Consider the following 12,945-nt stretch of genomic DNA (forward strand, 5'->3'; position numbering starts at 1 on the left):
CGTCCGTGAGTTCGTGTCGCCGCACCATACGGGCGTCCTGCCCGGCCAACTACGAGATCCACCCAGCCCAGCAAGAGCCATCAGAAACGACCTAGTTCTCTGAGTCCGGGATTCCGTCCCGACAACTGGCGAGGCGTTCGAGGATCTCGTCTGCGGTCTTCCTCCATACGTAGGGCTTCGGATCGGTGTTCCGTGCGGCGATCCGGGCACGGAAGTCCTCCTCCAGGACCTGGACGGACTGGTGGGCGCCTCGCCGTATCCGCTTGTTGGGCAGTTCCGCGAACCAGCGTTCCACCGGGCTGAGCCAAGACGAGCTGGTGGGCGTGAAGGGCAGGTGGAAGTGGGGGTGGCCCAGCAGCGAGGTCTTGATGGCCGGGGTCTTGTGGATCACCGGCAGCATCAGGAACGCGGCATGTCACCCAGGGCGGGCCGGATCACGGGGGTGGGCCCTTTCGTGGTGTTCCGTTTCAGGTATGCGGTGATCTCGTCGCGGCGGGGCTGCGGCCGGTGCTGCAGCAGCGGTGGCGGGGCGGGCGGGTGGCGAGTCGCTGGGGCGAGTCGTTGGGTCGATGCGGTCGATCCAGGCGGTGGTGTTTGCGGGGGGCCGGGCAGGTGGGGGGACGGCTCAACCGCGTGGTCGCCGTCGCCATGGTGCACGGTCCCGCCGCCGGACTCGACCTGCTCGCGACCCTGCAACCCGACAAGCGCATGGCACGCCACCGCCGCCTGCTCGCCACCAGGGCCCACCTCATGGAGATGCTCGGTCAGCACGACGCAGCGGCGGACGCTTACCGCGATGCCGCCCGACGCGCCACCAGCGCACCGGAACGGCGCCACCTGGCCTCCCGCGCAGCACGACTCTCAGTCCGGTCGGGTGTTGGGCCTGCCTGAAACCCCGGACGCGCCCATTGTCCAGGGGCTATCACGCTCGAACTCCAAAGGCTGCGGACGCAACGGCAGCCGTGACTGTGACGGGTTGGCCGTGGTGATCGATCCACACGCTCGGTCGGTTGGACTCCGGGCAGACGCCTTGACCTCAAGCATGCTTGAGGAAGGAGGCTGTTGCCATGGACACCGAAGAGATGCGGCGGCAGCTGCAAGCCCTGACCGACCGCGCTGATATCACCGACCTGCTGGACCGCTACCTGCGTTCCCTGGACAACGGCATGTTCGACGAGGAGTGGGCTCGCGCGTTCCACACCGAAGACGTCACCGCGGAGATGCCCGTCGGCACCGTCCATGGCCGCGATGCCCTGCTGGCCCGTATCCGGCGGGCCATGGCGCTGTTCGACCGGACCGTGCATGTGGGCACCAACACCGTCATCGAGATCGACGGCGCCCGGGCCACTGCCCGTGGCGCCCAGCTGAGCACCCACGTGCTGGCAGATGGCTCGGGCAGCGTCTTCATCTCCGCCGGCCATGCCGACACCGAACTGGTCAGGACGGCTGACGGCTGGCGGATCTCCGCCTCGTCGCTGCGCGTGGTGTGGACCCAGGGATCTCCGCCGCGGCTGCCGGACGAATTCGCCTCTCCGCCCGCGGCCTAAGAGGTGTCCCGTAACGATCGGCGCCACCCCCTGAGAGTCCGTTGCCTCTGCGACAGGAGGTCGAGGATTCGCCCTGGGAAGGCTGGGGCTAGGTTCTTCGCATGCCTTCGCATCTCAGTCATGGTGCTTCCGGAGCCCTCCGACGCTTCGCTGGATGGCTCGCCCGGGGGTCGGTAGGCCACCCAATGCTGGAGGGGGTCGACTACTGGGAGGAGTTGCGTGAGTCGCCCTCCCAGATGGAGATCTGCGTCGCGATCTTCGCCAACGTCCTCGAACTGGATGAGCAGGGAGAACCGGTCAACGAGAAGCACGCGGAGCGCAGGGCCGCAGCCTGGCTCTACCGATACTGCACCGGGGAGCTGCCCCCGGGGGAGCCGGACATCGAGCCGTGGGAATGCCAACTTCATTGACCGTTGACGTGCGACGTCATGCGATTAAGGCAGCCCCGCCCTCGATCGCCCTGCGCGGTGGGGCTATCCGGTGAGGGCGAGGTTGTGCAGTCGGGCGATGCCGTGCATCGCGTGGTGTACGCCGTCGCCCCGCAGGCGGCAGTCGCGCAGGAGCTTTTACGTCTTCATCCGGGCGAATACATGCTCGACACGGGCGCGGACCTGCTTGTGGGACTTGTTGTGGGCGGCTTTCCAGGCCGGTAGTTCCTCGTCCTTGCAGCGCCGTCGGTGCGGGATCACCAGGCCCGTTCCGCGGTAGCCGCCGTCTGCAATGGTCATCGTCTTGCCGACGGCGTCCCTGGCGCCGGATTCGGCCCAGGCCCGAGCGTCATGGCGATTGCCCGGCAACGGTCGGCCGACCACGACGACCAGGCAGGTGTCTGCGTCGACGACGACCTGGTGGTTGGTGGAGTAGCGGTAGTTCTTGGACTGCTCAGCGACCTTGTGGTCACGGGTGGGCACCAGGGTGCCGTCCACGATGAGCACGGTGCCCTTCGTGAACCGCTTGCGCGGTTGCAGCGCGAGCTGCGGTCCGACATGGTCGATCACTCGATTGGCTGCCGACTTCGACACCCCGAACAATGGGGCCAGCTGCCGCAGCGTCAGGTTCGTTCGCCAGTACGCAGCAACGAGCAGCACCCGGTCGGCAAGCGGCAGCTTCCAGGGCCGGCCTCGGCCCGGCTCGCCGGCGCTCTCCCGGCGCAGCTGGGTCACCAACTTGCTGAAGGTACGCGGGCTCAGCCCGGTGAACGGGGTTATCCAGGACGGATCCGACGCCGTGACCACAACAGTCACAACCAAGATCATGGCGCAGCAAGATCGCTAACGGGAAAGCCCTTAGTTGTATTGACCGGCAGGGGGGACGGCACCCGTGGGCGGCGATGGGCCGACCATCACCGCACGCTCGAGGCCATCGCCTGGAAGCACCTTGCCTTGTGGTCGCAGCCCAGCGCACGGAACTCGGGCAGCACGGGCAGTCGCTGCGGCGCAGGCCGGCGACCTGGCCGCGGCGCCGCCCCGCCCTCGGGTGCGCCAGAACATGGAGTGACCCGCCGGGGCGACCGGGGCGATCGGCGTCGCCCCGGCAGAAGTGCCTCGCCGACGTCAGAACATCGGCTCGTCCAGCTGTGGCTTCAGCCGCACCTCGGTCACGCTCACACCCTCCGGCGCCCCGAACGCCTCGACCATCACCCCGAGGTAGGTGCCGGTGACTTGGAGAGCGAGGTGGTCGCCGTCCCACTGGCGCAGGTCGATGCGTGCCCGAGGGGAGCCTCCGGAGTCCGTCATCCGGTGGATCCGCGACGCCGGGTAGTCCAGTTCCGTCAGCTTGGCGTGCAGCGCCTCGTAGCTGCCGTTCGCGCCGGCCTGCCAGAACGCGTCGTTGATGCGCTCCGCGTGCACTTCGCCGGCGCACTGCTCGACAGCGGTCAACGGCACCTCCTCGACCGGAACGGGCTGGGTGGAGTCGATGCCCTCGGACTCGGACGAGGGCTCGGACACGTCATCGACGACGCCACCGCCGCCGGGCGGCACCGGGGTGCAGTAGTCCGTGATGCCGGTCGTCAACTGGACGAACCGCGCCTCCGCATCGCTGTCGGTGGCGGCAGCGGCGTTCTGGGCGCCGAACCCGCACAGGACGACACAGCCAAGGGTGGCCGCCAGCACGGACTTCACCCGCGTGGACTTGGGAAGGCATCTTGATCTCATGCACGTACATTGCAGGCCGCCGACCGCCTCCGACATGAGTACACGTACTCAATCCACCAGGTCCGCCGCCGACAGCACACCCGCAAGTCCAGCCAGGAAACGGGGAAAGCGGCCGCAACGGGGATGTGCGTCCCGGCCACCACCCCCCTACGTGGTGGTGACCTGCACGGATTTCAGGACGCGGCGAGGGCTCGCGCACCATCTACCGCAGCACCCAGCGCAACAGATGCCGCGGCCCCTGGGGCCCTTCTCGGTCGGGTGAAGCCCGCGCATCGCAGGACCTCCGGGCTCGCTGCCGCGTAGCTACTCGATGCCCTTGCGGGCGCGATGCGGTGTCTGGTGCCGTGCCCGCGTTGGTCTGCGCCGGACTGGTGGCGTCACTTGTCCTTGAGGAGCCAGGCGACGAAGGCGTGGGCGGCGCCGGAGAGGGCGCCTGCGGCGAGGCGAACGAGCAGGGCCAGGCGGCTGGGGCGGTCGGCGGGGGGCGGGGTGGTGGTCATGGTGCTCCTTTCGAGGACGGTTCCGGCCGCCGGGGTGTTCCCAGCGGTGATGCCATCAGCTCGCGTCCAAGGGGTTTCCGGCGAAGGGGGTGCGGTGGGGTGGGGGGCGGCTAGCCTGGTCAGCCGGGGAGTACGGGTTTTCCAGCGGTGCTTTTTCCTGGGAAGCCATATGGCCGGGGGAGAGCGTGATGGCAGGTGCCGCGGACCGGTTCTGGGCGGAGTTGAAGGCGTTACACGAGGCGGCCGGCCGGCCGACGCTGGAGAGTCTGGGGAATCTCCGGGGGGCGAAGCGGCCGGGGCGTGCCACGATTGACAACTGGCTGTCGGGTCGGACCGTCCCCGGGGGCGACAATCAGGCGTACTTCCTGATGATGGTCGCCGAGCTGGAGGACCGGGCCGCGAAGGCAGGAACGTACGTGGCGCGGCCGCAGGGTTCGTGGTCGCTGCTCCTCAAGGCGGCGCGGGCGGAGCGGGACGAGGCGCGCGGCGGGCGGCCGCGCGGTGCGCGTCCGCCGGCCGAGAGTGCGGGCCCGGTGATGCTCCCCGCGGGTCCGCGTGATCTGGTCGGCCGTCGCAAGCCGCTGGAGGGAGTTCTGGCCTGCTTGAGGCCCGACCAGACGTTGGACGCGAGCCCGCAGCCGGGAGCGGTGGTGGTGTCGGCGGTGGCCGGGATGGGCGGGGTCGGCAAGACCGCGTTGGCCCTGCACGCAGCGCACCAGGCGGGTCGGCGCGGATGGTTCCCCGGCGGCGTTCTCTTCGCGGACCTGCGGGGGTACAGCACGGACCCCGAAGTCGGCCCGGCGGCCGTGGCCGACCGGTTCCTGCGCGCGCTGGGTGTGAAGGCCAAGGACCTGCCTGCCGGTGCGCAGGAGAAGCTGGATGCCTGGCGGATCCTCGTCAACGACCTGGCCGGCAAGGGCCGCCCGCTGCTGGTGGTGCTGGACAACGCCCGCACCGCCGACCAGGTGGCACCCTTGCTGCCCCCCTCCCCGCACCGCGCTCTGGTCACCTCCCGCCAGACCCTGTCTGCGCTGCCCGACGTCCGCCGCGTCACCCTCGACGCCCTCGAACCCTGCCACGCGCTCGATCTGCTGGAACGCGCCCTGCGCGCCGACCGCGCCGATGACGACCGCGTCGCAACCCAGCGCGAGGACGCCCAGCGCCTGGCCGCTCTGTGCGGCCACCTCCCCCTGGCCCTGCGCATCATCGCCGCCCTGCTGCGCGATACCCCCACGCGCTCCCTCGCCGACCAGGTCCAGGACTTGGAGGACGTCCGCACCCGCCTGGACGCCCTCGCCTACGACGACAACGACAGCGAAGGTCGGCCGCTGGCGATCCGGGCCACCTTCGAACTGTCCTACCGACACCTGACCGCCGACCAGGCCCGCGCGTTCCGCCTGCTGGCCGCTGCCCCCGGCCCCGACATCTCCACCAGCGCCGCCACTGCCCTACTCGACCACCCTCGCTCCCCTCGCCTGCTGGCCGCCCTGGCCCGCGCCCACCTGCTGCACGCCGACCCCGACCGCCCCGACCGCTGGTCCATGCACGACCTGGTCCGCCTCTTCGCCGACGACCACGGCCGCACACACGCCGACACCGACCAGCGCACCGCCGCCCAGGTCCGCCTGCTGGATCACTGCACCACCCTCGCCGCGGCAGCCGACACCCACCTGGAAACCAGGGGCAACCAGCTCGCCTCCGACCGGTTCGGCGGCCGGAGCCAGGCCTTGGCGTGGCTGGACGCCGAACACCTCTTCCTCGTCAGCGCCGCCTCGTTCGCACGCACTTTGGGCCACACAGCCGCAACGGATCTGGTTTTCGCGCTCGCTCGCTTCTTCGAACGCCGCCGCCACATCGACGACTGGATCGCCCTTGCCACCGCGGCCGCGGAGATCTACGAGCAGGCCGAGGACTACCCCAACCAAGCCGCGGTACTGGTGACGCTGGGGCATGCCTACGTGAAAGCGCGGCGTTTCGAAGAAGCCATCGACGCGCTGCCGTTCGCGGCTGCCGTCTTCCAGGTGATCGGTGACCGCCGATCTCAGGCCGTGGCACTGACCCCTTACGGGCTCGCCTTGTGGGAGGCGCGCCGGTTTGATGAGGCGATCACCGCGCTGAGCACCGCCGTACGCTTCTACGAGGAGGTGGGCGACCACCACGGCAGAGCCGGAACGCTCACCGATCTCGGACTCGTCCTCGCCCAGGTTGGACGCTTTGCGGAGGCGATCGCCGCACACGTCCAAGCGGTTGTCGTCCATCGGGAAACGGGTGACGATCACGGCCGTGCCGCAGCGTTGACCAACCTGGGAGCCGCCCTGATACCGGTACGTCGGTTCGATGAGGCGATCACCGCGCTCAGCACTGCGGCCGACACCTACCGGAACGCTGGTGACCAGCATGGCGAAGCCGCGGCACTCGCCAACCTCGGAGCCGCGTTCTGGCGAGTACAGCGATTCGACGATGCGATCAGGACGCTGCGCGACTCCGAGCGCATCCACCACGACGCGGGCAATCCCCACGGCAGAGCGGGAGCACTGACTGACCTCGGGGCGGTCCTGGCGCAGGCCGGCCGGCTTGAGCAGTCGATCAGCGAACTGCGTACCGCGGTCACCATCTATCAGCAGCTCGGTGACCTGAATCGAGAAGCCAGAGTGCTGGCCAATCTCGGAGGCGCGCTGACGAAAGCGGGCCGTCACGACGAGGCCTTGACCGCTCTCACCGCGTCCGCCGCCGGCACGAGGCAGACCGATGACCGTCACGGCGAGGCCGTGGCATGGAACAATCTCGGCAACCTTCACACGGAGACGAAGCGCTTCCAGAAGGCGATCACCGCGTATACCCGTGCGGTCGCCGCCTACCGGGACTCCGGCGATCGACACGGCGAGGCGGACGCACAGAACAATCTCGGCCACGCCCTGCGAAAGGCCAGGCTCCTCCAAGAGGCCATCGACGCCTGCACCGCCGTCGCGGACGGCACCGGAGACGACCACGGTGAAGCCGCCAGCTGAGCGGGTTTTGCGGTGACTCACAACGAGCACGGCTCCGGTACGACGGGAGCGGCTCGCGTCCGCAGGAGCCGTCGATGACCCGCCGGGTGTGAGCGTCTCCCAGCGCCCAGCGCCCAGCGCCCAGCGCCCAGCGCCCACAGCACGATCACTCAGACCGGCACCGAGTCCCACGCCCTCACCCACACCAAAGCCCTGGCCGAACAGATGCAGGCCGGCTGACCGGGCACCACACAGGAGAGGCCACTGGGTAGTCGATCGTTAAATGAGTAGCGTGTTGTTACGGGTGTCGGAACACTGCGTCGGTGACCCATACGGCACTGCCTCAACTGCTTCGACCTCGTGCCCTGGCGCCCGGAGATCTCGTCGTCATCGCGTCGCTGTCCGGGCCGCTCCATTGATCGGCGGCCTGCTCAATCGCCTCGTGCTGGCGCAGGCGACGCCTTACGCGCTGCCGCTCGAGTGGTTCGACGGCGCGGTGCTGTTCTGGGAGGAGACGGGCGGCCTGGCATCGCACGTGTGGAGCTATCTGCAGATACTGCGACACTGCGGCATCCTCGATCGAATCTCCGGCATGGTCGTGGGCGTTCCGCACGCGATCAGTGGACTCGAGGCGCCCGCCGCGTCCCCGACGCTCCCCGAGATGGTCCTCGACGTCCTCGGCGACCGTGACATCCCCGTCCTGGGCAACGTCGAGTTCGGACACGCAGGCCCGAATCTGCCGATGCCGGTCGGCATCCGCGTCGGCCTCGATGCCCGGCAGCGGACATTGTCGCTGCTCGAACCGGCGGTACGACCGCACGCGATGACGGAACCGGTCGGCTGAACAACGCGGAACAGCGGGCATGGGCCGGAGAGCAGGGGTGAGGTCCGGCGGGACTCGCCCGCCGGACCTCGTCAGGGTCGGTCAGGACGTCTGGGCCTTGTCGTAGAGGGCCTTGGCGTCATTGCCGAAGTACGGGCCGAACATCCGGTTCGGCAGGAAGGTGTAGCCGAAGCTGTTCACCGAGACCTGCAGGCCCGTGCCGGCCGACTCGCTGAAGCCGGTGAACCAGGGGCCACCGCTGGAGCCGCCGGTCATGTTGCAGCCGAGGCTGTGGTCCTGCGAGAACAGGAAGTCCTTGGAGGAGTTCCCGCTGCAGTAGACGAGCTTGGAGCCGTCGTACGGCGACGCGGCCGGGAAGCCGAAGGCGTACATCGGCTTGTTGTAGCCGCCGTTGAACTGGATGCCCTGGGCTCCGGTGACCGAGGTGAGCTTCTGGCCGTTCAGCGGGGCGACCACGGCCGCGCCGATGTCGTAGTTGATGTCCTCGCTCGCCTCCCACTGAGGTGTGGTCAGTGTCTTGGACGCGGTCCACTGTCCGTACGGCGCGCTGCCGTTGTCGTACGCCGGGACGAAGATCCAGTTGGTGTGCCAGCTGCCCTGGTACTTCACGCAGTGCCCGGCCGTGATCACCGTGCTGGCGTTCTGGCTGGTGACCGCGTTGCCCGAGCAGGAGGCCGTACGCCCCTGGAAACTGAAGAACACCCGGCCCGAGGTCTTCACGACCGCGCCGCCGCCGGTCCACGCGCCGCCCGCCTGCGGGAACGCGGTGGGCGCGACGGTCGTCGTCCTGCCGCCCGGCTTCGGTGTCTTGAGGCTCTTGAGCGCGCTGGGACTGAGCGACAGGTCGAGCGGGGTGGCGCCGCGCATCCGCTCGGCGGTCCAGAAGCTACTGGCCTGGCGCTGCTCGGCGGCGGATGCGACACGGGCGGCGGGGGCCTCGGCGGGCCCGGGGGTGGCCGCGCTGGCCGCGCTCGCGGCGGACAGACCGCCGGTGAGCAGGGCGCCCACTGTCAACAGGATGGCCGTGGCTGTGCGTTGGCGTCTCACGCAGGTCTCCTTCTGCCAGGGCAGGTGGGGGCTGAGAACGGTGCGGATCGGCTTGCGTGAGGCAGCGTGCCACGAGAGCGGGGTGTTTGTCAGGGGCGCGTCAGGCGTAGGTTGCGGGGGCATGGGAGCGGGGCTCTCGTAGGACTCCGTCAGGTCGGAGTGGGTGCTGGTGCACGGTGTCTGCGTGATGTCCTGGCAAGGGGTGGTGGCAGGTGGTGCCGGTGCCGTGCCGGTGCCGGTCCAGCCACAGGATCGACGCCGACCGCGACGGCTGCAGCAAGCGGCCAGTTCGGGTGCCGGGCATCAGTCCCAGGAGTTGAAGAGCGTCGCGCCAAGGTTCCCCGGCCGCCAATGCTTGATCTGATGCCACTCCGCCGCAGACAGAGCAGAGGTGTCCGACTCCGCCAGCGGTGACAGGAGCCGTCTTGCGCTCAATACGACAAAGCCGACGTCGCTGAGTACGGTGGCCCAACTCGGAGATTCCCGGAATTCGTCGGTGTACCAATAGCGCCGGTCACCGACGAAGGCAACCAGTGGGTAGTGAGCGTGGAACAGCGCGGTATGCGTGCCACCCCGATCACTGATCGTGGCACTGTGGAAGTTCTGCGGGTACTCCTGCTCCGCGAAGTCCTCGACCTGCCCACCCGCAGCCCGCGCCGCGGCATACCAGGCGGCACGGCACGCCCTGGGATCAGTACTCGGCACGGGCGGGTCACTCAAGTCGCGGAACCCGGTTACCCCCCTCTCCAAGCGGAAAGCAACCTGTGCCCCGTCCACCTTCACCCCCAGCTGGCCGTTCCGAGTTTGACAGCACAACCTACTGACAGGCAGCCCCCGTTGGCACCGGCAAGTAGCCAAGGGTGTCGACCACCCGGTGGGGCTGCACCCCGGGCGGGCTGGGATGGCCCTGCCGTCCGGCAGTACTGCGGCGCCGGCGTGCGGTGCTGCCCGGGTCTGCGGGAGTGCACCTGCCCAGCCATCCGCCGTGGCACTGCCGGTCCGTCCGCGACCTCAACGCCAGGATCCGCGCGTGCATCGACGGCTGGGACGGCCGCGCACACCCGAGCGGCCGGAGGAAAACCGCCGACCTCCGGATCGTCAAGAACGCCAACCACGTAGAAGGCCACTGGCGTAGAGCATTAGCGACTCGGGCCCTCACGGACGAGCATGGAAGGCATGAGTGACCAACCCGGACGATGGACCCAGGCAACCGTCTACCCCGACATGTGGGCTGACCCGGACGACGACCCCCGCAACACCGATGGAGTCGGTCTGGACGGCGAACTTGCCACGCTGCAGGATTTCCTGACGAACTACCGCATGACCCTGCGGATGAAATGCGAGGGCCTGGACGCGGAGCAACTGGCCCGTCGGTCGGTTCCGCCGTCGACGATGTCCCTGCTCGGCCTGATTCGGCACCTCGCCGAGGTGGAGCGGGACTGGCTCAACTGGATCAGCGACGAACCGCTGCCTGCGCTGTACGGCGAGGGCGACGCGGACGGAGCTGTCGCCGAGCAGGCCGAGGTCGACGCCGCCTACTCCGCGCTGGCGCGCGAACAGGCCGCGACCGACGCCGAGTTGGCCAAGCACCCGGATCTGAGCGAGCGATTGGGGAAGGACAGGATCGCAGTTCGGGAGCTGATGGTGCACAGGATCGAGGAGTATGCGCGCCACTGCGGGCACGCCGACCTGCTGCGCGAGTGCATCGACGGAAGGGTGGGGCAGTGACGGGGCATCCGGGCTGCGTTGTCGTTCGCCGCGATTCCGTATGCGCCTCGGGCAGCCCCACCGCGTCATCCAATCCGGCGAAGCCATGGGGGTCACAGCGCTGGAGCCCGATCCGATCCGGCAACCGCTCGCCCGCCGACGACCGCACCCAGACCTACCTCAATCCTCGGTCACGGTGCCGTCAGGCCAGAACTGCAGGAGGAAACAGGCCCCCACGAGGTCGCTTGCCGCTGCCCCCCAGGGGAGTTCCTCAGGCTTTTCACGTCGACTGATTCGCAGCTGCCATCGGCCGGGCGATGACAGCTGCGGTCCCTTGGCCGAGCCCGCGTCGCTTTGATCCACCAAGAGGCGTGCCGTGGGCAGATCCAGCGACAGGCACACCTGATCAGGCCAGTACGCTTCATCGATCTCAGCGGCTCCGTCCCACCCCTCCACCCGAAGCCTCGCGCGGATGATCAAGCTGTCGGCCGTCTCCAGGAACACCGAGCCGGAACTCGCACGAACCCAATCACTTCCTGGTGCGCGGTCCGGCAGTCCTTCGCCCTCACACGCTTCATCAACCAGCCCGAACATGCCATCCACGACATATACGTCCTGCTGCATGGCGATCGACATCCGTGCCATCCAGGTCTCCTCCTGCCAACAAGAAGGCGTTCATGGCGCCGTGCCGGCACACTCCGGCCGGTGCGCATCGCAATCGTGTGTCTGATCCTGCCGGACATGATGATCACAGACCCACCTCGCGCCGCACACTCCAACCCGGCGCATGTAAGCGGTCACAGCGCCAGTGACGCTGATGCGTGTGCCGGTCGCGACTGCTATGGCCCGCGCGTTCGATGGGCCCACGCCGCGGGTGGGGTCGGGGTTGGGGTCGACGATTACGCCACCCGCAAGGCGCCTGCCAGGCGGGACCCCGAACGAAGTCGCAGTCGGCCGGGCGGTGAAATCGCCCACGCTGCCTCCCCCGTCACCCAGCCGCAGGCAGCGTCGGCGGGAGCCGTCCGCCTGTTCGCCGTGGCGGGCGGTCCTGCTGGTGTGTCCAGAGATCGAGGTCGGCGGCGGCGACGTAGCGTCTTGGGCCGCTAGACGACACCGGCCAAAGCCGGCGGCGGGATTCGAACCCGCGTTGCTCTCTTTGCAGGAGAAGTAGCCGCAGCCTGCGCACCTGGACACTGTCACCATAGCCGCGTGCCCTGCGCGCAGGGCACGTCAATAACTCCCCGCCGGCCGGGGAGCGGCGGGGACAATCCCGCAACCTCGTTGCAGACGGCGGTGAACAGGTCATCTCCGTTACAGCGATGAGCTGTTGATGGTCGATCGGTGTGGTGGGAGGCGTTCACCGGGCTGCGGGGCGAGCCCGGGCGGCTGCTGAGGCTTTCCGGGAATGCTGCCCGTCGTTCCCAGCGGACGCAGGCGTCGGCGGCCGTGCAGCCGCGCGGAACGCCGCTCGATCAGTTCGCCATGCGAGTCGAGAGCGACGTCGGTATGCAGCCGCCTTCGGCTCTGCCCCGCGCCCTGTCAGTGTTCGAGCGCGGGAAGGCAGGCCAGGCCGGTGTCGAGCATGATGCGGTCGACCGTCTCGTTCAGGGTGCTGTCGGCACCGATGACGGTTTCGATGCCGCCGGGCAGCAGATCAAGCTCCCGGTACCAGTCACGCAGCTGCGGCTCGCCGACCTCGTTCGCGATCGGCTTGGTGGCGTGGCGGGCGAGGGTCTGCTCGAGCGGCACGTGCAGGTAGTAGGCGTGGGTCGGGCCGCGGTGGTCGGCCCGTAGCTGGGCGAGCATCTCGCCGTAGCGGTCGGCGTACAGGATCCCTTCGACGACGACGTGGTACCCGGCGTTGAGGGCGTAGCGGGCCGTCAGGTCGATCAGGCCGATGTTCGCCGCGCCGGGTCGGTCCCGCTCGCGCAGCACGATGCGGCGCAGGTTGTCCTGGCCGACCAGGGCCAGGCCGCGGCCGAACTTCTCACGGATGCCGGCCGCGACGGACGACTTCCCCGACGCGCTGTTGCCGCGCAGCACGACCAGCCGGGTTTCCTCGGTGCCCACCGTCATGGCGGTCACGCTACCGACGGACGGTGACACCGGCGGGGCGTTTCCCGGGCACTGCCCGCACCATCGCCCCGCACGGGTGAC

At 69.0% G+C, this 12,945-nt stretch carries 12 protein-coding genes and 2 pseudogenes; 6 read left to right on the forward strand and 8 right to left on the reverse strand.

The genetic code is table 11. The features are described 5' to 3' along the window. Positions 1 to 91 precede the first annotated feature (91 nt). Positions 92 to 385, reverse strand: a pseudogene (locus tag ACF1A1_RS36235) (IS630 family transposase); the annotation flags it as partial. Positions 386 to 612: 227 nt separating this feature from the next. Here ACF1A1_RS36235 and ACF1A1_RS36240 point away from each other — a divergent pair. The 3 genes from ACF1A1_RS36240 (at position 613) to ACF1A1_RS36250 (ending at position 1,957) form a co-directional block, all read left to right on the forward strand. After that, positions 613 to 891 (forward strand): hypothetical protein, encoded by a 279-nt coding sequence (locus ACF1A1_RS36240; RefSeq protein WP_392005978.1) that lies wholly within the window; start codon positions 613 to 615, stop codon positions 889 to 891. 176 nt (positions 892 to 1,067) lie between these two features. Next, positions 1,068 to 1,547, forward strand: a complete 480-nt coding sequence (locus ACF1A1_RS36245) for a nuclear transport factor 2 family protein (RefSeq protein ID WP_392005980.1) — start codon at positions 1,068 to 1,070, stop codon at positions 1,545 to 1,547. A 185-nt stretch (positions 1,548 to 1,732) separates the two neighbouring features. Continuing rightward, positions 1,733 to 1,957, forward strand: a complete 225-nt coding sequence (locus ACF1A1_RS36250) for a hypothetical protein (protein WP_392005982.1) — start codon at positions 1,733 to 1,735, stop codon at positions 1,955 to 1,957. Between the two features lie 63 nt (positions 1,958 to 2,020). On the opposite strand, the pseudogene ACF1A1_RS36255 reads toward ACF1A1_RS36250, so the two are convergent. The 3 genes and pseudogenes from ACF1A1_RS36255 to ACF1A1_RS36265 form a co-directional block, all read right to left on the reverse strand. Further along, positions 2,021 to 2,791, reverse strand: a pseudogene (locus tag ACF1A1_RS36255) (transposase). Between the two features lie 309 nt (positions 2,792 to 3,100). Continuing rightward, positions 3,101 to 3,703 carry a hypothetical protein gene (locus ACF1A1_RS36260; RefSeq protein ID WP_392005984.1) on the reverse strand — a complete coding sequence of 201 codons (603 nt, stop codon included), beginning with the start codon at positions 3,701 to 3,703 and terminating at the stop codon, positions 3,101 to 3,103. A gap of 377 nt (positions 3,704 to 4,080) precedes the next feature. Next, the gene (locus tag ACF1A1_RS36265) at positions 4,081 to 4,203 is read right to left on the reverse strand and encodes a hypothetical protein (RefSeq protein ID WP_392005986.1); all 123 of its coding nucleotides are present in this window, start codon (positions 4,201 to 4,203) and stop codon (positions 4,081 to 4,083) included. Between the two features lie 188 nt (positions 4,204 to 4,391). Between ACF1A1_RS36265 and ACF1A1_RS36270 the strand changes: the two genes are divergently transcribed. Both ACF1A1_RS36270 and ACF1A1_RS36275 read left to right on the forward strand, forming a co-directional pair. Next, complete coding sequence (locus tag ACF1A1_RS36270) at positions 4,392 to 7,211, forward strand: tetratricopeptide repeat protein (RefSeq protein WP_392005988.1); 2,820 nt, start codon at positions 4,392 to 4,394, stop codon at positions 7,209 to 7,211. Positions 7,212 to 7,473: 262 nt separating this feature from the next. Then, positions 7,474 to 8,034, forward strand: a complete 561-nt coding sequence (locus ACF1A1_RS36275) for a hypothetical protein (RefSeq protein WP_392005990.1) — start codon at positions 7,474 to 7,476, stop codon at positions 8,032 to 8,034. An 81-nt stretch (positions 8,035 to 8,115) separates the two neighbouring features. On the opposite strand, the gene ACF1A1_RS36280 is transcribed toward ACF1A1_RS36275, so the two are convergent. Then, positions 8,116 to 9,081 carry a trypsin-like serine peptidase gene (locus tag ACF1A1_RS36280; protein WP_392005992.1) on the reverse strand — a complete coding sequence of 322 codons (966 nt, stop codon included), beginning with the start codon at positions 9,079 to 9,081 and terminating at the stop codon, positions 8,116 to 8,118. A 303-nt stretch (positions 9,082 to 9,384) separates the two neighbouring features. Beyond that, on the reverse strand, positions 9,385 to 9,786 hold the full coding sequence (locus ACF1A1_RS36285; RefSeq protein WP_392005994.1) for a hypothetical protein: 402 nt from the start codon (positions 9,784 to 9,786) through the stop codon (positions 9,385 to 9,387). A 471-nt stretch (positions 9,787 to 10,257) separates the two neighbouring features. On the opposite strand from ACF1A1_RS36285, the gene ACF1A1_RS36290 reads away from it, so the two are divergent. Further along, on the forward strand, positions 10,258 to 10,809 hold the full coding sequence (locus tag ACF1A1_RS36290) for a DinB family protein (protein WP_392005995.1): 552 nt from the start codon (positions 10,258 to 10,260) through the stop codon (positions 10,807 to 10,809). A 159-nt stretch (positions 10,810 to 10,968) separates the two neighbouring features. Here the strand turns inward: ACF1A1_RS36290 and ACF1A1_RS36295 are convergent, their stop codons facing one another. Both ACF1A1_RS36295 and ACF1A1_RS36300 read right to left on the reverse strand, forming a co-directional pair. Then, a complete protein-coding gene (locus ACF1A1_RS36295; RefSeq protein ID WP_392005997.1) occupies positions 10,969 to 11,433 on the reverse strand; it encodes a hypothetical protein in 465 nt (154 codons plus the stop codon). Positions 11,434 to 12,327: 894 nt separating this feature from the next. Continuing rightward, positions 12,328 to 12,864 (reverse strand): AAA family ATPase, encoded by a 537-nt coding sequence (locus ACF1A1_RS36300; RefSeq protein WP_392005999.1) that lies wholly within the window; start codon positions 12,862 to 12,864, stop codon positions 12,328 to 12,330. Positions 12,865 to 12,945: the final 81 nt, after the last annotated feature.

The sequence above is a fragment of the Streptomyces sp. NPDC014995 genome, assembly GCF_043080745.1.
In the GTDB taxonomy this organism is placed as follows: Bacteria; Actinomycetota; Actinomycetes; order Streptomycetales; family Streptomycetaceae; genus Streptomyces.